The sequence below is a fragment of the Streptomyces sp. NPDC087845 genome (assembly GCF_044742755.1).
GTDB lineage: Bacteria > Actinomycetota > Actinomycetes > Streptomycetales > Streptomycetaceae > Streptomyces.
The window spans coordinates 429,851-452,855 of sequence record NZ_JBIUVC010000003.1 but is presented as its reverse complement, the minus strand read 5'-3'; the positions used below and the strand labels follow the sequence as shown (position 1 = coordinate 452,855).

Sequence of the window (23,005 nt, the reverse complement as noted above, 5' to 3'; positions counted from 1 at the left end):
CAGATGAGCAGAGTTCAAGGCAGCACGCACTACCAGATGAGTACGCCTCCGGCGACGCCTTGCGCGCGCTCAGCTGCGTCCTCGATGTTCCTCAATCGTTCCGAGATCTGCCATACGTACTCGGCATGCGTCTTTGACGGATCGGTGCGCGGAGCGACGACTTCGAGGTTGCTGCGGATCAAGGAACACTCGGCCAGAAAATCCGTCACCTGGTCCGGGAACACCTTCAAGTCACCGCTTGCCAGGGCCGGAAAGAAACTCGCGCCCAGTGAGCGAACGGCATCGGACCCCCACACCGAGGTACGCCAGCGCTCGAAGCCGGCGAGGTCCGAACTACCCCTCGGAACGTCCAGGACATCCACCTGGCCGTCTTCACCGACTACGAAAACATCCACCGACAAGCTCATGACCTCAGTGGATCACGGCCGGGCAACGGCGGTCCACGCGATTCTGCCTCCAGCCAGGCACTGGTCACCAGAGCCACTGACCACTCGATCGGCTGAAGTGCAGAGAAGGAGCCTGCTGTGCAACGGTGTGCTTGTCTTCGAGGACACCGGAGAACTCCTCCCCGACGGCCGTATGGTCGCCCCCCCACCGGCCGCTCGCGCTCACGGTCGGAAGCGCGGCATGACGATCACCGCAGCCGACCTGGTCGTTCCGTACGTCACCGCCCGTGAAGGCGAAGAGGCGGACTCCCTCCTCAACCTGAACGTACGCATCGGTCCTGACCGGCGCCCGCGGCTCGGGTACAAGGACGAGGCAGGGCCCGACCGAGATCTCCGCGGCGTGCTGTGGGCCCGGTACTCCATGTCACTCGGCTTCGCGGGACAGCCCACCGGGAACCCGAGGTGGCGGCTGGTGCACCCGCTCCGCCAGCGCATCACGATGGCGCTCCTGCGCTGCCAGGTGTGCACGGTCCCGCTGAAGCGTAGCGACGGCATCCTCTTCGTAGAGACGGCCGACGACGGCGACGACTACACCGGGCCGGTGAAGACCGCGCAGCCGCCGGTGTGTCTGGAGCACGCCCGGATGGCGGCCCGGCGGTGCCCCCGGCTCAGGAGCCAGGGCCACGTCGCCCTGCTGGCCACGCGGTTCCCGCTCTACGGCGTCATCGGCACCCCGTACCAGTACACCGCCGACGGCATCCAGCCCCTCGCCGCCTCGGACGCTCCACTGCCCTACAACCACCCCCAGATCGACTGGTTCCTCGCCTCTCAGCTCGTACGCGAACTGCGGGACTACGAGGTCGTCAGCCTGGACGATCTTGTGCCCGCCGCATAGACGGCTGCTCGACGGTCCTAGGCAAAAGACCGGACCGTCGAGCGGCACCCCAGAGCTTCCCGGCCCGACCATCGGACCGGGATGGCCAGAACCTGACCCCATGGCGTAGCCCCGTCGCGACGCCACGGTCCTCAGTGCGCTGGCAAGCACCACCTGTCCTACACACCAACGAATCACCTGGAGTTGTTATGACGCGAATCGTCACCAAGAGCACCACCCAGGTCCAGGAGCCGACGGCCGGCGGCCAGTCGGACGGGTTCGACCTGAACGTCTCCCTCCTGGAGGTGTCCGATGCGGCCGGGCTGACCGTCCTGACCGACGACGGGTGCGGCAGTTCCTGCGGTGCCTGCGTCACCTTCACCGACTGACCCTGACCGTCTGAACCCGGTCATCAGGTCATGAACCGCGGTCGGTGCTGTCGCGCTACTTGGCGCGTCGGCTCCGACCGCCCCTCCAGACGCACGAAGGGACACGTCACGTGGCTATACCCCCAGCGTTCAAGGCGGGCACGACCGCCCTGGTGCGCGCAGCCGCTCGACCGTCGATGACCCAGCTTCCCCTACCGGACTTCGACGACCGGTCCTTCCGAGCCGAGGAACTGGAGGAGGTCACCACCGGACGCCTCGCCTGGATTCGCAGCATCTGGCACGACCCGGGCATCGCACAGGCCCTCCGCCATGCCAGCCCGGTTCTCGCCGCCGAAGTCGAGGTCCTAGAGAGTGCTAACTCCCCTTCTACCCGCGAAGTCCGCCGCGTTGGAGTGTCGGTGGCGCGCTACCTCCTGCGCGCGCTGCACCGGCCCACACCGTTCGGACTGTTCGCCGGAGTCACCACCACCACCTTCGACGCCGAGCCCCACGCCCGCTGGGGCCAGAACCACGTGGTCGTGGCCCGCGCCGGTGCGGAGTGGGTGGGGAGGCTGATCGAGCAGTTAGAAAGGAGCGGAGAGCTGCTGCCGCTCCTGTCGGTCGTCGTCAATAACACCACCTTCGAGCGCGACGGCAGTCTCGTCGTCCCCTACCAGGACGACGGGCCGACTGGTCAGCGGCGAGCGGTCGAGGCGTCCGTCGAGCTGTCGGCGCCGGTCCGGCTTATCCTCCGCGCGGCTGACGCGCCGATCCGGATCGGGGAACTCGCCGAGAAGCTGATGGCCGAGTTCCCGGCCGTGGCCCCGGAGCGCGTCAAGCGGCTCCTCGCGGGCCTGGTGCGGCGGCGCGTGCTGATCACCAACCTCCACGCGCCGGCGACCGAGACCGACGCGCTCGGTCACCTCGTCACCCAGCTCGACGCGGTCCGTGCCGAGGACATTCGTCTCCTGGCACCCGTCGTCCGGGAGCTGCGCGCCGTCCACGCCGGGCTGGAGCAGTGCGGCACCACAGAGGGCCGGGACGCCGTAGCGACCCGGATGCGCGATCTGGTGCCGGGCCTCCGCCGTCACCCGCTCGCCCTGGACCTGTGCCTGGACGCCACCGTGGTGCTCCCCGATCTGGTCGCCCGCGAGGTCGAGCGCGCCGCCACGATCCTCACCCGTCTCTGCGCCCGCCCGTACGGTACCGAGCCGTGGAACGAGTACCACCAGCGGTTCTACGAGCGGTTCGGCGTCGGCACCATGGTGCCGCTTATGGAAGTTGTCGCAGACAGCGGCGTCGGCTACCCGGACGGGTACCCGGGCAGGCCGACCGGCGAAGGCCGCCGGCGCCTGTCGCCGCGGGACGACGTGCTGCTCCGCCTCGCCCAGGCCGCGGCGCTCGACGGCCGCGACGAGGTCGTGCTGACCGACGAGATCGTGGCCGCCCTGGACCGAGGCCCGCAGGAGCTGCGGATACCGTGCCACCTGGAGGTGGGCGTGCGGCTGCACGCGGCCACCCTCGCCGAAGTCCGCCGTGGGCGGTTCACCGTGGAGTTGACCAGCGTGTCACGCGGAGCCGGGGTTACCGCCGGACGCTTCCTCAGCGTCCTCCCGGCCACACAACGCGAGTGCCTGCGCGCGGAGTTGGCTGACCTACCCACGGCTGACGAGGGCACGGTGGCGGCGCAGCTTTCCTTCCCCGCGCTGCTGCCCGACACCGCCCACGTCACCCGAACCCCGCGCGTGCTGCCGTTGGTGATCAGCCTGCAAGAGCACCGCGCCCCCGACGCCACAGTGCTCTCGCCGGCGGATCTGGCGGTGGCGTGCGACGGGCGCCGGATGTACCTGGCGGCTCCGGGCCGCGGGCTGCGCGTCGAGGCCGTCGGCATGAACGCGCTGAACCTCGCCGAGCACACCCCGCCCCTGGCGCGGTTGATCACCGAGGCGTCCCGGGCGCAGAACGCCCAGGTCACCCGATTCGACTGGGGCGCCGCTGCAGCAATGCCGTTCCTCCCCCGCCTGCGGTACGGCCGCATCGTGCTGGTCGCGGCCCGCTGGAGGCTGGAGGCCGGCGACCTCCCCAACCGCCATCGTCCCGGCGCGGACTGGGACGCGGCGCTGTCCGGCTGGCGGGAGCGCCGGCGCCTGCCGCAGCACGTGCACCTCGTCCAGGACGACCGGCGCCTGCCGCTCGACCTCGATGAGCCCGGCCACCGGAGCCTGCTGCGCCAACACCTCGACCGCACCGGTACGGCGCTGCTGACGGAAGCCGCTCCTCCCGGGGCGGACGGCTGGAGCGGGGGCCGGGCCCACGAGATCGCGGTCCCCCTCAAAGCGGTCCGTCCTCCGGCCTGGCCTGCGCTGCCTACGCCGACCACCGCCCGCACGCTCTCCCCAGCCCAGATCCAGACCCCGGCCACCTCCCCGGTGCTCCTCGTAGCCCTGTACGGCGACCCGCGGCGTCAAGACGCCCTGCTGACCCGGCACGTGCCCGACCTGATGCGGCGCCTCGGCTCTCCTCCCTGGTGGTACGTCCGCTTCCGCGACCCCCAGCAGCACCTTCGCCTGCGGATCGCACTGCCGGACCCGGAGGACTTCGCCGACACCACCCACACGGTCAGCGCCTGGGCCGACGAACTGCGGACCGCGGGGCTGCTGGCGGACCTGCGCTACCCCACCTCCTACCGCGAGACGGGCCGGTGGGGCTCCGGACCGGCATGGGACGCGGCCGAGGCCGTGTTCCGCGCGGACTCCCTGGCCACGGTGGCGCAGCTCGCCCAGCCCGTCCGGCCCGCGCAGCGCACGCTCGTGGCCGCGCACTTCTTCGCCATCGCCTCCGCCCTCCTCGGCAGCCCGGACGCCGGCGCGCGCTGGCTGATCGACCACATCGAGCCGGCCGCGCCGAACCCGGTACCCCGCTCCCAGTTCACCGACGCCGTGCGGCTGGCAGACCCGCGCGGTGACTGGGCGGCCCTGCGGTCAGCGCCCGGCGGCGCCGCGATCGTGGACGCCTGGGCCGAGCGCACCGCTGCGCTCGCCGCGTACGGGCCGCACCTGTCCGGCCCGCACGCCGACGGCATCGCCGTGGACGGCGTGCTGACCTCCCTACTGCACGTCCACTTCGTGCGGCATGTCGCGGTGGACTTCCCTGAGGAAGAGGTCTGCCTGTACCTGGCCCGCGCCGCCGCCCTGGCCTTCACCGCCCGCGCCGGGAGGCGACCGTGACCCACACAGCAGCCGCGGTGGCCGCCGCCATCGCCGACCGGCTTGCCCACCCCGACCAGGCGCCGACGGCGGCCACTGACGACGCCAACCGGCAGCACCTCGCCTACGGCCCGACAGGCATCGCCCTGTTGCACATCGAACGCGCCGCGGCCGGGCTTGCCCCCTGGCAGCGCGCCCACGACTGGCTGGCCGCCTCGACCCGCGAGCCCTTCACCGGCGGCCCGGACAGCCACCCCTTCTACGGCGCCCCGGCGCTCGCCCATGCCGTGGCGTGCGCCGCCGACCAGCTTCCGGACTCCTACCGGCGCGGCCTCGATGTGCTGGACCGGCAGGTGACGGCAGACGCCCGGCGGCGCCTTGACGCCGCGCACCGCCGGATCGAAGCAGGGCAGCTTCCGGCACTCGCCGAGTTCGACGCCATCCGGGGCTTGAGCGGGTACGGCGCCTACCTGCTGCGCCGCGACCCTGCGGGCCCGGTGACCCGGGCCGTTCTCGACTACTGCGTGCGCCTGACCGACCCGGTCACCGACAGCGGCGAACGCCTGCCGGGCTGGTGGGTACCGACCGGGCCGTCCGGCAGGCCGGACGACCGCTTCCCCGGTGGGCACGCCAACCACGGCATGGCACACGGCGTCGGCGCGGTCCTCGCGCTGCTGGCGCTTGCCGCCCGCCGCGGCACCACCGTCACCGGCCACCATCAGGCGATGCGCACCATCCTTGCCTGGCTGGAGCAGTGGAAGGCGCCCACCGGGCGCGGCACGGCTTGGCCGTACTGGATCAGCCGCGAGGAACTGCGCAGCGGCCGGCCCGCGGCCGCGGCACCACGGCGGCCGAGCTGGTGCTACGGCACCGCGGCCTTGGCCCGTGCCCAGCAGCTCGCCGCGCTCGCCCTCGGCGACAGCGACCTCCAGGTCGAGGCCGAGGCCGCCCTGCTGGACGCGCTGAGCGACCGCGTGCAGCTTCGCGTCACCACGGACAGCGGCCTGTGCCACGGCTTCGCCGGTTTGATCCACATCGCGGCGCGTGCCGCCGCCGACGCCGACCGGGCCACCGCCGGCCAGCTCCGCGCCATCATCCCCGCCCTTCTCACCATGCTGGTCCTGCCCGGCACCGCCCCGGACGACGCCGCTGCCCTGTTGCTGAAGGACGCGGCGGGCGCCGGTCTCCTCGACGGCGCCGCCGGAACCGCGCTGGGACTGCTCACCGCGGACAGCACGGACCCGCCCCGCACTGCCTGGGACGCCTGCCTACTCACCGCCTGAATCCGACCGAAGGACTTCTCGATGCGCCCCGACCGCTGGCAGCAGCACAACATCACCTTCCCCGACCGGGACACGGGACAGCGCGCCGTCACCGAACGCCTCGCCCCGGCGCTGCTCGCCGCCGAGGCCGACGGGCAGCTCAGCGGCTGGTGGTTCATGAACAAGCAGCCCTGGCGCCTGCGGTACCTCGCCGACGAGCCCGCCCCGATCGTGCTGGCCCTGCTGGACGACTGGGTGGCCGACGGCACCGCGCAGTCCCACATGACCGGCATCTACGAGCCGGAGACCGAGGCGTTCGGCGGGGCGGACGCCATGACGGCCGCGCACGCCCTCTTCCACGAGGACAGCCGCCACTTGCTCGCCTATCCCGTCAAGGACGGGCACCTGGGGCGGCGCGAGACCGCCATCCTGCTGATGAGCAGCCTGATGCGCGCCTCGGGTCTCGACTGGTTCGAGCAAGGCGACGTATGGGCGAAGATCTCCGCACTACGCCCCGGTAACATCACGCCCGCGTCAACGCGCCTGACCTCGGCGATGAGGAGCCTGATGACCACCGAGGCCCGCAGCCTGTGCCGCGAGCACAGGCCGCTGGACGGCCACGCCGACTGGATCGCCGCCTTCGAGCGCGTCGGCACCACGCTCGCCTACCTCGCCGCCCAAGGCGACCTGACCCGCGGACTGCGCGCCGTCATCGCACACCACACCATCTTCCACGCCAACCGTGCCGGTCTGCCGTCCGCCGACCAGCACACCCTGTTCCACATCGCACGAGAGGCAGTCATGGGATCGAGTGAAAACACCGCGTCAGCACCCGGATCGGGCTCCGCGGCTCATAGCGTCAGCACGGTGAACACCGACACACTCACCACCCCCGAGGCCGACGCCGAACAGCTCCGCCACGCCCTGGTGGACCAGATCAAGGCCGACGGCCACGCCCGCACCCCCGCGGTCGAAGCCGCCCTGCGCGCCGTGCCCCGGCACCTGTTCGTCCCCGACACCCCGCTGGCCGACGCCTACGCCAACAACCCGGTCAACGTGAAGTACGACCCCGAGGGCACCTCGATCTCCTGCGCCTCCCAGCCCGCCGTCGTCGCCCTCATGCTGGACCAGCTCGAAGCCCAGCCGGGCGAGCTCATCCTCGAACTCGGCGCCGGCACCGGCTACAACGCTGCCCTGATCGGCCACCTCGTCGGCCCGAGCGGACACGTCACCACCATCGACGTCGATGACGACCTGGTCGAAGGCGCCCGAGCCCACCTCGCAGCCGCCGGAGCCACCAACGTCGAGGCCCTGACGTGCGACGGCGCCCTCGGCCACGCCGAAGGCGCCCCGTACGACCGGATCATCGCCACCGTCGGCGCGCACGGCATCCCCCACGCCTGGCTCGACCAACTCGCCGAAGGCGGCCGACTCGTCACCCCGCAGCGGCTCACGGGCAGCGTCTCGCGCTCCATCATCTACGTGAAGCGCGACGGCCGGTGGCAGTCGGTCGGCTCGGAGATGAACACCTTCATGCCGCTGCGCCGGGGCATCGCCGACGACGACCGCCGCGCCGTGCCGCTCAGCACGGACGGCGCCGTGCGCCTCCAGGCCCCGGCCGGACTGGCGCTTGACGCCGATGCCCTTGCCGGTGTTCTTGACCAGCCGCGCGTCGAGGAGTGGACGGGGATGACGGTCCGCGCCGGGGAGTCCCCGGAGTGGATGGAGCTGTTCGTCTCCTGCGTCATGCCGTCCGGGCTGATCCGGATGCTCTTCCTCCAGACCGCCAAGGGCACGGTGCTTACCGAGGACCCCTACCCCTCGGCCACGGCCGCCGTCGAGAAGGGCGCCCTCACCTACCTCGCGCGGCGTCCCTCGGAGCAGAAGACCCCCGAGGGCGACAAGCTCTGGGAGTTCGGCGTCATCGGCCACGGCCCCGGGAGCGATGAGCTGGCCGCCAAGGTCGCCGACGCGGTCCGCACCTGGGACCGCGGGTACCGCGGCCGGGATGCCGCCTCCGAGATCCTGCCGCTCGACGCGCCCGCGGACGAGCAGCCCGGTGTCTTCGTCCTCGACACCCCGCTGAACTGCGTCCGCGTCACCTGGCAGTAGCTGATCCGCCTGCGTGGTGCCCGCCCGACCGGCCGGCGGGCACCACGCGGCCCTTCCCCGCTCCTCGTCGTCTTCACCCCCGGGGGATCTCATGGACCCGAACGGACCCATAGCGCAGCGCTTCCCGCTCATCTACCGATTCCGACCCGCGTGCCTGCCCCTGCCCCGGCGCGTGCACGGCTTGGCCGAACTCGCCGACGCCGCAGCCGCAAAGGCTGACCAGGGCCTCGCCTCGGCCGTCTACAACCAGGCCGCCCTCATCGCCTCCGACCTCGGGCTGCCCGACCTCGCGCGGAAGATGTGCCACCAGCACGCCGCCGCCTACCTCCACGCCACCCCCTTGCCCGGCATGACCGCGATCCGCGCCCTCGAACCCGTGGTGAACCTCGCCCGCCTCCAGATCCGCGCGGGCGCCGCCGACGACGGGCGTCACCGTCTGCTGCACCTCTTCGACGCCGTCACCAACGGCACCAACGCTCAGTTCGAGGGAGTCCACGTCCCGGCCGACCTCACCCTCACCGACACCGACCGCCACGAGGTGCGCACCTGGCTGTGGAAGGTAGTCCTGGCCGACGGCACGCGCACCCTGACCACGGCCGGCCGCTGGGCGGAGGCGCTGGCCCACATCGAGGAACACCGGGGCATCGGGCAGCGCATGCTGGACGGCCGCCAGGTCGCCTTCCTGGCCGCACTCAGCCACACCCCCACCGACGCCGCCGCGCTCATCACCATGACCACACCCGGAGAACGCTGGGAGAACGCCGTCACCGGCTGCCTCGACGTGATGTGCAAAAAGGCCCTTCGCGGCCCGGCCGTACCCCTCCTCGACACGCTGGTCGAGGACTACGTCGAGCACCAACCCGACCAAGGCATGACCGTCTTCGACACGCGCCTCGGCCTGACGATTCTGGACCTGCTGGAGCCGCACCAGGAAGACGAAGCGCACCGGATGGTTGCAGAGCTCCACCGCCGGGCCGTCGTGGCGACCGACGGCTATGCCGCCCGCGAGTGCCTGGCTGACCACCGGTTCACCAGCCTCGCCGAGCCGCGCCAGGTCGAGGCGGCCCGACAACTCGTCCGTGCATGCGCGCTGGGCAGCGGAAACCTCCCCGCGCCCTGGCTCGCAAGGATGACAGAGGCTCTGCGGGGCAGCGACGAGGTGATCCGTGCCAGCGTCGGGCGATCCCACCCTCAGCAGGAAGGGACTGGCGCACAGGGTTGACTCTGTCGGTGATCTTGGATGGTCGAGGTTAGGTGCCGAGGGTGCGCCAGGACTTCGATCGGGGAATTCCCTGCTGGTCCAGGAAGGTCTGGAAGGCGGTCGGCGGTCTCGGTGAAGGGGTTTCCTGGGTCACTGACCGAGTGCTGAGTCGTTCGATGTTCACGGCGATGGCTGTGAGTACGTGTTGCAGGTGGGCTTTCGGCTGTCCTCGGTAGCGGCAGCGGCGCATGCCGTTCCGTGGGCAAACTCGTTGATGGTGCCCTCCACGCCGGAGCGGACCGCGTAGCGAGCCTTCCACTCGGGTGTCTGCTGCTCGGCGCGGACGCGGACTTGCAGGTCACGGGGTTCTCGTGGAGGGAAGCCCACGTTCCGGGCGCCGTCGCGGGAGCTGGTGCACCGAGGGCGGTCCGGACACGGCTGGCACTGGCTCTTGGTGAACCGCGCCACGATCAGGGGTGCCGCGGTGGGCGAGGAGGTCGGGTAGGGGCCGTGCCATCCCTGGCTGACCTGGCCTCGGGGACAGGTGACCTGCTTGCGGTCGAAGTCGATGTGGAAGTCGTCCCGGTCGAAGCCTTCGTTCCTGCGGTGCTGGCGGGTGGGGTTGCCCGGCAGTGGCCCGCTGACAGTGGTCTGGTGTTCGCGGGCGGCTCGTTCCAGGTGGACCAGAGAGGTGTAGCCGCCGTCGACCAAGTGCTCGGCCGGCAGCAGCCCGCGACGCGCCAGGCGGCTGTGGATACCGGGCAGGGCCTGGCCGTCGTTCGTAGCGGCCGACGTGGTGGCCACGTCCGTGATCACGTTGGCGCTGTCGGAGGCACACGTCTCGGTGACATGCGCGGCGAACCCCTTCCAACTGGTGATGTGCCCGTGACGGGCATAGCGCGCCGTGGTGTCGTAGGGGGAGACGATTGCCGAGGAGGAGGGCGGCAGACCGCCGTCGTCGGTGGTGCGCCAGCGCAGGCGGCCTGCCGTGTCGCGGTAGTAGTGCTGCACCACGATCTGCCGTAGGGCCTCGGCTTGTGGGCCGGGCCGGTAGGCGGACCCGTGCCGGTGGAGGCGTTCCAGTAGTCGGCAGGCGTCGTTGCCGGCGGCGAGGATCCTGGTCTTGGGCCGGGTGGGGTTCTTGCCCAGGCGGACCGGGCGGCCATAGCGGCGCCCCCAGTCCTCGTCGACCAGGCCGATCAGCAGATGCCCAGCCGTGCGGGCCACTTCTTCAAGCGCGGCACGGACCGCCTCGGTGACCAGTTCCAGCCGGGTCAGGTCGCGCACCGCGGCCAGGACGTGGGTGGAGTCGGTGCGCTGCGCGGTGCGCTCGCCCACGAGGCCGGCCTCCTTCAGACGGGCGAGCACCAGATCCAAGAGTCGGTCGGCGCGGTCGTCCTGTGCGACGCGCTCGCGGAAGTCGGCCAGTACGCTGTGGTGGAAGCCGGGATCGTCCAGCTCCATGGCCATGGCGTACTTGAAATCGATTCGGCAGCGGACCGCTTCCGCTGCCTGCCGGTCCGACAGACCAAGCAGGAACTGCAGCACACAGACGGTGGCCAGTTGGGCAGGCGAGAGCCCGAGACGCCCGTCGCGCGGATACCAGCCGGCGAAGTCCTCGTCGCACCACAACCCGTCCAGCCGGTCTCTGACCCACATCGCCGTCGTACCGGCCGGATTGCTTGCCCGTGCGATCTGGGCGGTCAGAGGCGGGACTTGCTCACCGGAGCGGGGATGGAGCGACAACGGACACCTCGGCAGCTGTATCGGCCTTCGAAACAGCACTGAGCATGCCCGCCGATCATGCTCGCGCACTGGGAAACCCCAAGATCACCGACAGAGTCAAGCTTAGGGGAGGACCATGGCGCCACACTTGTCGGACCACACGGAAGATGTCAGTGGGCAGGGGCTGTGAGCTGGGCACTGAAATCTTCCGTGCGGCGGCTCATGGCGGGTTCGGTTACACCAGTTGTTTCAGTGTTCGGTGGCTGCGGCATTGCGTCGGCCCTGGCTGGGGACGGGTTGGGTCAGCGTTTGACACGGTTACGGACGGCCAGGACCGCCAGGCCCAGAAGGACGGGTTCGGTCACGCGGGACGTCATCTCGATGTAGGTGCCAGTGGTGGTCAGGTCCTGGCCCGAGGAGCGGAACACCACCGAGTTGAGGGTGACGTTGATGGCCTTGTCGAAGCGCTCGCCGGTGAACCTTTCCCCCGTGGGGTTCTGGGGATCAGCCTTGCCGATCTCGAAGGTGACCTTGCCGCCGCCGGGCGGCACGGTGCCGGTCGCTTCCTGCTTCGGGGAGTCCTTGGGGAGCCCGAAGCCCACCAGAAGCACGACAGTGACGAGCATGGCGGCAGCAAGCCAGCCCAGCGCCCGGGAAGCACGCAGGCCGTAGCCGGACAGCAGCCAGTAGCCGGACAGCAGTCCGCGTTCGGCGCGGGTGGTGTTGATGCGGTCATGGCGGCGCATCTCCATCTCGCCGTAGTAGAAATCCGCCGCCCCCGGCTCGTTCTTGCCGTCCTCGAACGCCTTGCGCAGCGCCCGGTACACCGGCGCCAGCTGCGCCGGCCCCACGCGCACGGTGCCGGATACGGCGGCGTTCCAGCCCGGAGCTGCTGCTGGCTCGCTCACACGCCAGATACGTTCTTCGAAAAGGATGCGGCGCTGGGTGAACCGTACGGGAGGCCAGCGCCGCCACTGGGTGCGGGGGACGTCATTGAAAGAGCAGGTGCCCTCCAGCTGGATCTGGTCCAGATGCACGGTTCCGGTCAGCATGCACATCGCCAGGTTGATGTCGGAGAGCACCAGATGGGCCGCGTCCACCCCCCGCAGCGAGATCATTCGCACCGTGGCGCTGGGGGCGTCGGCAAGAGCCTGTTCGGACACTGGCTGTCCGGCGGGGAGGGAGAAGGGCTCGGCCTCCGCAGCGATCGTGAGTGGGTATTCGAAGACCGCCTGGGCGAAGTCCACTGTGGCGTAGCGCAGACGTATCTCGGCCGTTGACGACCAGCGGGTCCGTCGGCACTCCAGGCGGCGCGCGGCCAACGAGAGGGTCACCGGGCTGCCGAACACCGCCCCGGACAACTTCACCCGCCCGGCACACACAAACGGCCCGAGGCTAGCCGCCCGCTCGAAAACCGCCATCTCGAACCGGGCATCGCCTTGGAAGACCGCTAGTTCGAACCGGGCATCCCTTTGGAAAGCTACTGATACGAACCCGGTGTCACCCTGGAAATCCGTCGATGCGAACTCGGCGTTGCCCTGGAAGTTCGCTCCATCGAACCGGGCGCCGCCCTGGAAGTTCGCTCCATCGAACCGGGCGCCGCTCTGGAAGGTCGCCACGGTGAAGTTGGCGGTGCACGCGAAGATCGCCGCTTGGAACACGGCGTCGCCCTTAAAGGTCGTCGACCGAAACTCGACGTCGCTCTGAAAGGTCGCCGCCCCGAACTCAGCGTCGCCCTTAAAGATCGCCGACCGGAACGTGGCTTCGCCCTGAAAGGTCACAAATTCGAACTCGGCGTTGCCCTGGAAGGTTGCCGATATGAACCGGGCGTCGCCGAGGCGGGGGAAGCCGGTGGCGGGGTCGCGGAGGGCATCGAGGAGGGAGTCGAGAAGGGGGTCGGTGAAGGTGGTGCCGCTGTGGTCGATGTCGGCGCCGGGGGGCAGGCTGTACAGGTAGGCGTCGCGTTCGGCGTCGGCCAGATGGGCTAGGCACGCGGTATGACCGGGCACGTCGGCACCGCGGCAGCCGACCGGGTCCTCGGGGGTGGTGCCTTGACCACAGGGCACCCAACTCAGCGAGGTCAAGGACGGTTCGGGGCTCAGGTGTGACATACCCGAAGGACGATCAAGCACGGCCGGATGGTTGCCGATCCCACCGCACAGTCGGCGTACTGAAATGAAACGCGCGCTACTGAAATCTTCCGCACGGTCCGACAACACTGGCCGCACCAGGCGTCAGCGTTAGGCCTTACAACTGACACTATGCGCTGGTGACTTGGACAGTACGAGACTCGGGCGCACAAGGGGTCAGCCCGTTCTCCTCCAGCGGCATCCCGCCCGGCTTGATGATCGTGCCGCCGTCTTCGTCGAGAAGCCCGTAGCGGTTCATCCAGAGCGACACCCACAGCCTGGTCGTGCCGTGCGTCCGCTCTCGACCAGGTCCTGCCGGATCGGGTGCCACCGCTCCAGCGCGGCCTTGGCCGGTGCCGAGATCTCGATCCATTCGCTTGTCGAGCTGGCGGTAATGGGCCGACAAGGTTGCGGCTGCCGGTGTGGGCTGCAGCTGGACCTAACCGCCGCCGATGTGGCGTGCGGGCGCCTCGCGCAGACGCGGTCGGCGTGACACGACCGACATCGAACGTTGCGAGTCCACTTCGGCAGTAACCCTCCGTAAAGACTGACGGGCACTCAGCTATATCTGACGCACCATCAGTCATTCAAGATCATCTTGCACGTGCGTTGCACAAGGTGCTGAAAAGCAACAGTGATCAGTGAAGGGCCGTGAAGGTAAGTATTCGCAGGTCAGATTGCATGTTGCGGTGTTGTGCCCCTTGGGCCCAAGGGGCACAACACCCCGCCGATCAGATGTCGCGGAAGATCTCGATCTGTGCGCCCACGGAGTTGAGCCGCTCCGCCAGCTCCTCGTAACCGCGGTTGATGACATACACGTTGCGCAGTACGGACGTGCCTTCCGCCGCCATCATGGCGAGCAGCACCACCACTGCGGGACGCAGCGCGGGCGGGCACATCATCTCGGCAGCGCGCCAGCGGGTCGGGCCCTCGACGAGTACCCGGTGCGGGTCCAGGAGTTGCAGCCTGCCGCCGAGGCGGTTCAGGTCGGTGAGGTAGATGGCCCGGTTGTCGTAGACCCAGTCGTGGATGAGGGTCTGGCCTTGGGCCGAGGCGGCGATGGCCGCGAAGAAGGGCACATTGTCGATGTTGAGCCCGGGGAACGGCATGGGGTGGATCTTGTCGATCGGCGCCTCCAGTTTGGAGGGGCGGACCGTGAGGTCGACCAGCCTGGTACGGCCGTTGTCGGCGGCGTACTCCGTCGTACGGTCGCAGTCGACGCCCATCTCTTCCAGGACCGCGAGCTCGATCTCCAGGAACTCGATCGGTACCCGGCGGATCGTCAGCTCGGACTCCGTCACCACGGCGGCGGCGAGCAGACTCATCGCCTCGACCGGGTCCTCGGAGGGGGAGTAGTCGACGTCCACATCTATGTGCGGAGTGCCGTGCACGGTCAGTGTGGTCGTGCCGATGCCGTCCACGCGTATGCCCAGTGCCTCCAGGAAGAAGCACAGGTCCTGGACCATGTAGTTGGAGGACGCGTTGCGGATGACGGTGGTGCCGTCGTGCCGGGCGGCTGCCAGCAGGGCGTTCTCGGTCACGGTGTCCCCGCGCTCGGTCAGCACGATGGGACGTTCGGGCGTGACCGAGTGGTCCATCCGGGCGTGATAGAGCCCCTCGGTCGCGGCGATCTCCAGCCCGAACCGGCGCAGCGCGATCATGTGCGGCTCGATGGTCCGCGTTCCGAGGTCGCAGCCGCCCGCGTACGGAAGCTTGAACGAGTCCATCCGGTGCAGCAGCGGCCCGAGAAACATGATGATGGAGCGGGTCCGGCGGGCGGCGTCCGCGTCGATGGCGTCCATGTCGAGCCGGGCGGGCGGGACGATCTCCAGATCGATTCCCTCGTTGATCCACCGGGTCCGCACGCCGATGGAGTTCAGCACCTCCAGGAGGCGGTAGACCTCCTCGATGCGGGCCACGCGGCGCAGCACCGTACGGCCCCTGTTGAGGAGTGAGGCGCAGAGCAGTGCCACGCACGCGTTCTTGCTCGTCTTGACGTCGATGGAGCCCGAGAGCCGACGCCCACCGACCACCCGCAGGTGCATGGGCCCGGCGTAGCCGAGCGACACGATCTCGCTGTCGAGTGCTTCACCGATGCGCGCGATCATCTCAAGGCTGATGTTCTGGTTGCCGCGCTCGATGCGGTTGACGGCGCTCTGACTGGTGGCGAGCGCCTCGGCAAGCTGACTCTGCGTCCAGCCCCGGTGCTGACGGGCGTCACGTATGAGCTTGCCGATGCGTACGAGGTAATCGTCTGACATGGCGAAAGGTTATCTCAGATATGAGATGAGACCTGTGGCGGGGTGTGGCATTCGGGTGACGGCCACGTGTGGAGGCACGGCAGTTGCGCGGCCGGACGCGCGCGAGGGATGCGGGCCACCGGCGCACCGTGCGTTCCATCGTCCCCCCGGATCGGTGCGAGGGCGCGCGGTGTGCGTCCGTCCGGGGTGGACGCGGAACGGCAGGGAGCCGGCGGGAGCCTGGTGCCGGATCAGTCCTCGAAGCCGCCTTCGGCCAGGATCCTGTCGATGCGGGCGCGGTGGGCCTCCTCCCACGCGTCGAGGGACTCGTCGGCCTCCGCGGCCAGTTTCTTCCGGGCGTCCAGGAGCACCTGCTCCCGGCGGGCGCGGGGAGTGACCACGATGCCTTCCTCGTCGGCCACCACGATGTCGCCGGCGTGGACGCTCACACCACCGCACCGCACCGGGGTGTTGAGCGGCCCGACGGCCTTCTTGGTTCCGGGGACGGGGACGACCCCCCTGGCGAAGACGGGAAAGCCCATCTCGCGCACCTCGGCGAGATCGCGGATCACCCCGTCGGTCACGAACGCCGCGATCCCCCGGCGCCGGGCGACGGCGCAGACATTCCCTCCGGCCAGTGCGTAGTCCACGTCCCCCGCCTCGACGACGACGACCGAGCCGGGCTCCGCGCGATGGATGGCGGCGTGCAGCATCAGGTTGTCGCCCGGTGGGCACCGGACGGTGAACGCCGGTCCGGCGACCCGTGGGACCGAGGGCCACAGCGGACGGATTGCGATGTCCATGACCTGCTCACGCCCCAGGAGGTCGGCGAGGGTGGTCGGGGAGATGTCCCCGAACCCGGTGGCGTCGTTCATGTTCCTCCTTCGTCCGGGCACCCCTTTCCGCCGGGACCGCGCGTTCCCGGGCCCGTCGGACGACGGGCGGAGTGCGGCGGCGAGACTATCGAACAGCCGGGCGGGTCCGAACGGTTGCCGCCGACGCGAGGGCCAGGCCGATCGCGCCCAGGGCCGCCGCGATCCACAGCGACGACGTGTAGTCCGCGCCCGCCGAGAGCGCCGCCCCCGCCAGCAGCGGGCCGCCCGCGTTGCCGATGTTGAACGCGGAGATGTTGGCCGCCGACGCGAGGTTGTCGGCGCCCCGGGCCGCCTCCAGGAGCCGCGTCTGGGAGGGCGGGATCACCGCGGCCCCGACCAGGCCGAAGAGCAGGAAACCGACGGCCGCGGCGGGCTTGCTGTGCACGGCGGCGAGCAGGAGGGCGGAGACCACCGCGACTCCGGCCAGTGCCCCGTACAGCGTGGGCAGCAGCGCCCGGTCCGCGAGCCGCCCGGCCAGCGGGGTGCCGACGACCATCCCGGCGCCGATCAGGACCAGCATGAGCGGGACCGTACGGTCGTCGAAGCCGGTGACCTCGGTGAGCAGGGGGGTGATGTACGTGAGGACGGTGAGGAACGGCGCCCAGCCGAAGGCGGTCGCCGCCAGGGCGAGCCAGACCCGGCCGCGCCGGAAGACCGCCAGCTCCCGGCGGAGGTCGGTGCCCCGCTCCCGGGGCATCGGCGGGACGAGTGCCGCGATCGCGGCCAGCAGCACCACGCCGATCGCGGTCACCGCCCAGAACGCGGCCCGCCAGCCGAGCGTCTGCCCCAGCGCGGTCCCGCCGGGGACGCCGAGCACATTGGCGAGGCTCAGCCCCATGAACACCGTGGCGATCGCGCTCGCCTTGCGCTCCGGCGCGACGATGCCCGCCGCGACGACCGCGGCGGTCCCCACGTAGGCCCCTCCCGCGAGGGCCGACAGCACCCGTCCGACGAGCAGCACTTCGTATCCGGGGGCGAGCGCGCTGAGCAGGCCGGCCGCCGTGAAGAGGCCGACCAGCCAGAGAAGCAGCCGCCTGCGGGGGAGCTTCGCGCCCAGGACCGTGAGCAGTGGAGCGCCCACCATCATGCCCAGGGCGTAGCCCGACACGAGCAGCCCCGCCGTGGGCAGCGAGACGCCGAAGTCGGCGGCCACGTCGGGGAGCAGCCCGGCGATGACCACCTCCGTGGTGCCGACGGCGAAGGCCCCCAGGGCGAGCGCCGCCAGGGACGCGGTGCCTGCTCTCCGGGTACGGCCGGATGCTGGGGTGCCGGGGGCGGGTGCTGGGGTACGGGCGGTCGTCCGGGTACGGGACGGGGCTGCTGAGAGATCGTTCGTCACGCCCCCAGGCTCGCGCCGCCCGGCGCCGGGATCAGCTCCTGTCCGCGCAATGATCGGTAAGCCGGGCTTACCGATCGCCCGCCGACGCCGACGCCGCGGGCTCCGCGGGCATCATGCCCGCGCCCCGCACGCCCGTGGCTTCCATGCCCGTACCCAGCGACCGCGCGCCCTCCGGTTCCGTACCCACCGCCTGCGCGCCCTCCGGGCCCGTTCCCACCGCCTGCGCGCCCTCCATGCCCGTTCCCACCGCCTGCGCGCCCTCCGGGCCCGTACCCACCGGCTGCGCGTCCTCCGGCAGGGCGGCCAGTCCCGCGGCCGCCGCGACGAAGGCCCGTACCCGTGCGGTCTCGCCCGACGTGCGCCATACCAGCCCGTACTCCACCGGTTCCGCGTCGGTGAACGGCACGTACACCACGCCTCTCGGCGTGTAGCGCGCCGCGACATCGGCGCCGACGGGCGAGATGCCCTGCCCGGCGCCGACCATGGCGAGGGTTTCCTGCATCGTCGACGCCGACCTGCCCCTCCTCACCGGCTGCCCGCTCGGGGTGCGCGCCGGCGCAAAGTGCTTCTGCCAGTAGTCCGGTACGTCGCCGGAGCAGGCGAACACCCGGTCCCGCGCCAGATCCTCCAGCGACACCGAGTGCCGCTTGGCGAGCGTGTGATTGGCCGGGACCGCGAGCATCCGCGGCACCCGGAGCACGACCGGGCCGCGGGTCAGGTCGGACTCCGCGACCGGGAACTGGGTGACCAGGACATCGACCCGGCCGGTGCGCAGCGGGCCCAGCAGGTCGCTGAGCTGCGTCTCGTGGATCTGTACCTCCGTGTCCGGGTGGAGGCGTCCGAAGGCCCGTATCGCGTCCATCAGGAACTCCCCGGCCGCGCTTCCCAGATACCCGACCGGCAGCACCCCTCCGATGCCCCGCGCTTCGGCCTGCGCCCGCGCCACGCCCCGCTCGACACGCCGGTAGCCGGGCTCCACCTCCGCGTGCAGCCGACGGCCGAGCGGCGTGAGGCGCACGGTGCGGCTCGTCCGCTCGAAGAGAGGGGCGCCGATGCGGCGCTCCAGACTCCGGATCGTCTGGCTGATCCTGGCGCGTGAGACGTGCAGCCGCTCGGCCATGCGGCCGAAGTGCAGTTCGTCGGCGAGTACCAGGAAGCTCTCGATCTCCAGTCTTTCCAGCATTCGGCCGACGGTACCTCGCGGCGGGTCGGGGCGGATCGTGACAAGGGGGCGCGCAGCCCCCGCATGACCGCGCTGAGGTGATGTACTAGAGTTATCTCGACATCGAGATATATGCCGAAGGCGCGCCGGAGTCCGTCATCGGGTAAGGGTTACCTAACTAAGCCTTACCTTAGCGGATGGTCGGGGGGCCGCAGGCGGCACCACGCGGCGCCCGCCGTAATGAGGCGCGGCGCGGAGTACGCGCACATTGATGAAGGAGACTGTCGTGTCGGCGAACAGCTTCGACGCCCGCAGCACGCTGCGCGTGGGCGACGAGTCGTACGAGATCTTCAAGCTGGACAAGGTCGAGGGCTCCGCGCGCCTCCCTTACAGCCTGAAGGTGCTGCTGGAGAACCTGCTCCGCACCGAGGACGGCGCGAACATCACCGCCGACCACATCCGGGCGCTCGGCGGCTGGGACTCCCAGGCGCAGCCCAGCCAGGAGATCCAGTTCACGCCGGCCCGCGTGATCATGCAGGACTTCACCGGTGTGCCGTGCGTCGTGGACCTCGCCACCATGCGCGAGGCCGTCAAGGAGCTGGGCGGCGACCCGGCCAAGATCAACCCCCTCGCCCCGGCCGAGCTGGTCATCGACCACTCCGTCATCGCCGACAAGTTCGGCACCAACGACGCGTTCGCGCAGAACGTCGAGCTGGAGTACGGCCGCAACAAGGAGCGCTACCAGTTCCTGCGCTGGGGCCAGACCGCCTTCGACGAGTTCAAGGTCGTCCCCCCGGGCACCGGCATCGTCCACCAGGTCAACATCGAGCACCTGGCCCGTACGGTCATGGTGCGGGGCGGCCAGGCGTACCCCGACACCCTCGTCGGCACCGACTCGCACACCACCATGGTCAACGGCCTCGGCGTGCTGGGCTGGGGCGTCGGCGGCATCGAGGCCGAGGCCGCGATGCTCGGCCAGCCGGTCTCCATGCTCATCCCGCGCGTCGTCGGCTTCAAGCTGACCGGCGAGCTCCCGGCCGGCACCACTGCCACCGACCTCGTGCTGACCATCACCGAGATGCTCCGCAAGCACGGCGTCGTCGGCAAGTTCGTCGAGTTCTACGGTGAGGGCGTCGCCGCCACCTCCCTCGCGAACCGCGCCACCATCGGCAACATGTCGCCGGAGTTCGGCTCCACCGCCGCGATCTTCCCGATCGACGACGAGACGCTGAAGTACCTGCGTCTGACCGGCCGTGACGAGCAGCAGGTCGCGCTCGTCGAGGCGTACGCCAAGGAGCAGGGCCTCTGGCTGGACCCGGCCGCCGAGCCGGACTTCTCCGAGAAGCTGGAGCTGGACCTGTCGACGGTCGTCCCGTCGATCGCCGGCCCGAAGCGCCCGCAGGACCGCATCATCCTCGCGAACGCCAAGGAGCAGTTCGCCCAGGACGTGCGCAACTACGTGTCCGAGGACGAGGAAGCGGGCAAGGAGTCCTTCCCGGCCTCCGACGCCCCGGCCTCCGCCAACGGTGTCCCGTCGCGCCCGACCACGGTCACGGCCCCCGACGGCACGTCGTACGAGATCGACCACGGCGCCGTCACCGTCGCCGCGATCACCTCCTGCACCAACACCTCGAACCCGTACGTCATGGTCGCGGCGGCGCTCGTGGCGAAGAAGGCGGTCGAGAAGGGCCTGACCCGCAAGCCGTGGGTCAAGACCACCCTCGCCCCGGGCTCGAAGGTCGTCACCGACTACTTCGACAAGGCGGGCCTGACCCCGTACCTCGACAAGGTCGGCTTCAACCTCGTCGGCTACGGCTGCACCACCTGCATCGGCAACTCCGGTCCGCTGCCGGAGGAGGTCTCCAAGGCGGTCAACGAGCACGACCTGGCCGTGACCTCGGTGCTCTCCGGCAACCGCAACTTCGAGGGCCGGATCAACCCCGACGTCAAGATGAACTACCTGGCGTCCCCGCCGCTGGTCGTCGCGTACGCCCTCGCCGGTTCGATGAAGGTGGACATCACCAAGGACGCCCTGGGCATCGACCAGGACGGCAAGCCGGTGTACCTCGCGGACATCTGGCCGTCCGAGGCCGAGGTGAACGACGTCGTCGCCAACGCCATCGGCGAGGACATGTTCAACAAGTCCTACCAGGACGTCTTCGCGGGCGACGCCCAGTGGCAGGCGCTGGCGATCCCGACCGGCAACACCTTCGAGTGGGACCCGCAGTCCACCTACGTGCGCAAGCCCCCGTACTTCGAGGGCATGGCGATGGAGACGACCCCGGTCGAGGACATCACCGGCGCCCGGGTGCTCGCCAAGCTGGGCGACTCGGTCACCACCGACCACATCTCCCCGGCCGGTGCGATCAAGGCCGACACCCCGGCCGGCAAGTACCTGACGGAGCACGGCGTCGAGCGCCGTGACTTCAACTCCTACGGCTCGCGCCGCGGCAACCACGAGGTCATGATTCGCGGCACCTTCGCGAACATCCGCCTGCGCAACCAGATCGCCCCGGGCACCGAGGGTGGCTTCACCCGCGACTTCACCCGGTCCGATGAAGGTGCGCCGGTGTCGTTCATCTACGACGCCTCGCAGAACTACCAGGCCGCCGGCATCCCGCTCGTCATCCTGGCGGGCAAGGAGTACGGTTCCGGCTCGTCCCGCGACTGGGCCGCCAAGGGCACCGCGCTCCTCGGCGTCAAGGCCGTCATCGCCGAGTCCTACGAGCGCATCCACCGCTCGAACCTCATCGGCATGGGCGTCCTCCCGCTCCAGTTCCCGGAGGGCGCGAGCGCCGAGGCCCTCGGCCTGACCGGCGAGGAGACCTTCTCCTTCACCGGCGTGACCGAGCTGAACAACGGCACCACGCCGCGCACGGTCAAGGTCACCACCGACACCGGTGTGGAGTTCGACGCGGTCGTCCGCATCGACACCCCCGGTGAGGCGGACTACTACCGCAACGGCGGCATCATGCAGTACGTGCTCCGCAGCCTGATCCGCAAGTAGGCAGCAGGCAGGCAGCAGAGCCGAAGGGCCGCATCCCGGGTCTCCCGGGGTGCGGCCCTTCGCGTTGCACGGCGCCCGCGGTCCGTCCCTACCGATGGAACACACTTCACCGCTTGACACACTGCGCGCGTCCGGCGTCCGGCGTCCGGCACGGCCCGAGAGGGCCCGAGGCCGTTCCCCGGCGGTCCCGTCACTGCCCGAGAGGGCCGGACGCCGTTTCCCGGCGGTCCCGATCCTTCCGCTGGGGCATCTGACGGAATGTGACCGGACACCGGGACGCCGTACCCGCAGGGAGGTACCGGCCACCGCATCGTGGACCGGAAGGCATGAAACCATGCAGCGCGCGGCACGACCGGCCACGAACAGCACAGAGAGCGGATGACACCCATGGGCGAGCTGATCCTGATCCGGCACGGCGAGACGGAGTGGTCGCGGTCCGGGCAGCACACGAGCTACACCGATCTGCCGCTGACCCCCTTGGGCGAACGACAGGCCCGCGCCCTGGCGCCGCTGCTCGCCGACCGTCGGATCACGCTCACCCTGGTCAGCCCTCTGGTGCGCGCCCGTCGCACCGCCGAGCTCGCCGGGCTCACCGCGCCCCGCATCACCCCCGAGCTGCGTGAATGGGACTACGGCGGCTACGAAGGGGTGACCACCGACGAGATCCGCCTCACCCGCCCCGAGTGGAATCTGTGGACCGACGGAGTCGCCCCCGGGTCCGAGGCGCACCCCGGGGAGACACCCGCCGAGGTCGGCGTTCGGGCCGACCGGGTGCTGGCCGACGTCGCGGAGGCGGCGGGCCGCGACGGGGACGGGGACATCGCGCTCGTCGCCCACTCCCACTTCCTGCGCGTACTCACCGCCCGCTATCTCGGCCTGACCCCGGCCGAGGGCACGCTGTTCCAGCTCGCCACGGGTGCGGTCTCGCGGCTCGGCACCGAGCACGGCAACCCGGTGATCACGGCGTTGAACGTGACCCTGCCCGAGAGCCTGTTCCCCGGGGCCGTCCCGGAATCCCCGGAGCGGGACCGGGCGTGAGCCCCGCCGCGTCGTGGCGCGGCTGCCCCGTGAGAGGGCCGTCGGCCGGCACCCCGGGGCGGGGTACCGGCCGACGGCCGT

General features: G+C 70.4%; 14 protein-coding genes and 2 pseudogenes. 9 read left to right on the top strand and 7 right to left on the bottom strand.

All coding sequences use genetic code 11. The features are described from left to right. Positions 1-29 precede the first annotated feature (29 nt). Positions 30-407: a hypothetical protein gene (locus ACIOMQ_RS11115; protein WP_266989948.1), complete on the bottom strand. Its 378-nt coding sequence runs from the start codon at positions 405-407 to the stop codon at positions 30-32. A 40-nt stretch (positions 408-447) separates the two neighbouring features. Between ACIOMQ_RS11115 and ACIOMQ_RS11110 the strand changes: the two are divergent. The 7 genes and pseudogenes from ACIOMQ_RS11110 to ACIOMQ_RS11080 all read left to right on the top strand — a co-directional run. After that, positions 448-603 (top strand): annotated as a pseudogene (locus ACIOMQ_RS11110) (DUF5999 family protein); the annotation flags it as partial. Between the two features lie 24 nt (positions 604-627). Further along, on the top strand, positions 628-1,281 hold the full coding sequence (locus ACIOMQ_RS11105; RefSeq protein ID WP_402188837.1) for a hypothetical protein: 654 nt from the start codon (positions 628-630) through the stop codon (positions 1,279-1,281). 188 nt (positions 1,282-1,469) lie between these two features. Beyond that, positions 1,470-1,649, top strand: a complete 180-nt coding sequence (locus ACIOMQ_RS11100; protein ID WP_028444064.1) for an FxLD family lanthipeptide — start codon at positions 1,470-1,472, stop codon at positions 1,647-1,649. Positions 1,650-1,825: 176 nt separating this feature from the next. Next, positions 1,826-4,855: a lantibiotic dehydratase gene (locus ACIOMQ_RS11095; RefSeq protein ID WP_402188834.1), complete on the top strand. Its 3,030-nt coding sequence runs from the start codon at positions 1,826-1,828 to the stop codon at positions 4,853-4,855. Then, positions 4,852-6,117, top strand: a complete 1,266-nt coding sequence (locus ACIOMQ_RS11090; RefSeq protein ID WP_402188662.1) for a lanthionine synthetase C family protein — start codon at positions 4,852-4,854, stop codon at positions 6,115-6,117. The genes ACIOMQ_RS11095 and ACIOMQ_RS11090 overlap by 4 nt, the downstream gene beginning before the upstream one ends. A 21-nt stretch (positions 6,118-6,138) precedes the next feature. After that, positions 6,139-8,208 carry a methyltransferase, FxLD system gene (gene fxlM / locus ACIOMQ_RS11085; protein ID WP_402188660.1) on the top strand — a complete coding sequence of 690 codons (2,070 nt, stop codon included), beginning with the start codon at positions 6,139-6,141 and terminating at the stop codon, positions 8,206-8,208. A gap of 91 nt (positions 8,209-8,299) precedes the next feature. After that, positions 8,300-9,430, top strand: coding sequence for a hypothetical protein (locus ACIOMQ_RS11080; protein WP_402188658.1), 1,131 nt, complete (start codon positions 8,300-8,302; stop codon positions 9,428-9,430). Positions 9,431-9,458: 28 nt separating this feature from the next. On the opposite strand, the pseudogene ACIOMQ_RS11075 reads toward ACIOMQ_RS11080, so the two are convergent. The 6 genes and pseudogenes from ACIOMQ_RS11075 to ACIOMQ_RS11050 all read right to left on the bottom strand — a co-directional run bounded on the left by ACIOMQ_RS11075 (position 9,459) and on the right by ACIOMQ_RS11050 (position 18,900). Beyond that, positions 9,459-11,068 (bottom strand): annotated as a pseudogene (locus ACIOMQ_RS11075) (IS1182 family transposase). 368 nt (positions 11,069-11,436) lie between these two features. Further along, positions 11,437-13,245: a pentapeptide repeat-containing protein gene (locus tag ACIOMQ_RS11070; protein ID WP_402188832.1), complete on the bottom strand. Its 1,809-nt coding sequence runs from the start codon at positions 13,243-13,245 to the stop codon at positions 11,437-11,439. 749 nt (positions 13,246-13,994) lie between these two features. Next, positions 13,995-15,524, bottom strand: coding sequence for a UDP-N-acetylglucosamine 1-carboxyvinyltransferase (locus tag ACIOMQ_RS11065; protein ID WP_362209916.1), 1,530 nt, complete (start codon positions 15,522-15,524; stop codon positions 13,995-13,997). A 230-nt stretch (positions 15,525-15,754) separates the two neighbouring features. Further along, positions 15,755-16,378: an RraA family protein gene (locus ACIOMQ_RS11060; RefSeq protein WP_362209919.1), complete on the bottom strand. Its 624-nt coding sequence runs from the start codon at positions 16,376-16,378 to the stop codon at positions 15,755-15,757. A gap of 85 nt (positions 16,379-16,463) precedes the next feature. After that, entirely contained in the window at positions 16,464-17,717 is a 1,254-nt protein-coding gene (locus tag ACIOMQ_RS11055) for an MFS transporter (RefSeq protein WP_402188656.1), read from the bottom strand. Between the two features lie 67 nt (positions 17,718-17,784). Continuing rightward, positions 17,785-18,900: a LysR family transcriptional regulator gene (locus ACIOMQ_RS11050; RefSeq protein WP_402188654.1), complete on the bottom strand. Its 1,116-nt coding sequence runs from the start codon at positions 18,898-18,900 to the stop codon at positions 17,785-17,787. A gap of 265 nt (positions 18,901-19,165) precedes the next feature. Between ACIOMQ_RS11050 and acnA the strand changes: the two genes are divergently transcribed. Both acnA and ACIOMQ_RS11040 read left to right on the top strand, forming a co-directional pair. Continuing rightward, positions 19,166-21,886, top strand: a complete 2,721-nt coding sequence (gene acnA / locus ACIOMQ_RS11045) for an aconitate hydratase AcnA (RefSeq protein WP_362209928.1) — start codon at positions 19,166-19,168, stop codon at positions 21,884-21,886. Between the two features lie 387 nt (positions 21,887-22,273). After that, complete coding sequence (locus ACIOMQ_RS11040; protein WP_362209954.1) at positions 22,274-22,924, top strand: histidine phosphatase family protein; 651 nt, start codon at positions 22,274-22,276, stop codon at positions 22,922-22,924. Positions 22,925-23,005: the final 81 nt, after the last annotated feature.

Excerpts from the sequence above, each read along its gene's own strand:
- ACIOMQ_RS11115 (WP_266989948.1), bottom strand. The coding sequence starts at position 407 with ATGAGCTTGTCGGTGGATGTTTTCGTAGTCGGTGAAGACGGCCAGGTG.
- ACIOMQ_RS11105 (WP_402188837.1), top strand. The coding sequence starts at position 628 with ATGACGATCACCGCAGCCGACCTGGTCGTTCCGTACGTCACCGCCCGT.
- ACIOMQ_RS11100 (WP_028444064.1), top strand. The coding sequence starts at position 1,470 with ATGACGCGAATCGTCACCAAGAGCACCACCCAGGTCCAGGAGCCGACG.
- ACIOMQ_RS11095 (WP_402188834.1), top strand. The coding sequence starts at position 1,826 with ATGACCCAGCTTCCCCTACCGGACTTCGACGACCGGTCCTTCCGAGCC.
- fxlM (WP_402188660.1), top strand. The coding sequence starts at position 6,139 with ATGCGCCCCGACCGCTGGCAGCAGCACAACATCACCTTCCCCGACCGG.
- ACIOMQ_RS11080 (WP_402188658.1), top strand. The coding sequence starts at position 8,300 with ATGGACCCGAACGGACCCATAGCGCAGCGCTTCCCGCTCATCTACCGA.
- ACIOMQ_RS11070 (WP_402188832.1), bottom strand. The coding sequence starts at position 13,245 with ATGTCACACCTGAGCCCCGAACCGTCCTTGACCTCGCTGAGTTGGGTG.
- ACIOMQ_RS11065 (WP_362209916.1), bottom strand. The coding sequence starts at position 15,524 with ATGTCAGACGATTACCTCGTACGCATCGGCAAGCTCATACGTGACGCC.
- ACIOMQ_RS11060 (WP_362209919.1), bottom strand. The coding sequence starts at position 16,378 with ATGAACGACGCCACCGGGTTCGGGGACATCTCCCCGACCACCCTCGCC.
- ACIOMQ_RS11050 (WP_402188654.1), bottom strand. The coding sequence starts at position 18,900 with ATGCTGGAAAGACTGGAGATCGAGAGCTTCCTGGTACTCGCCGACGAA.
- ACIOMQ_RS11040 (WP_362209954.1), top strand. The coding sequence starts at position 22,274 with ATGGGCGAGCTGATCCTGATCCGGCACGGCGAGACGGAGTGGTCGCGG.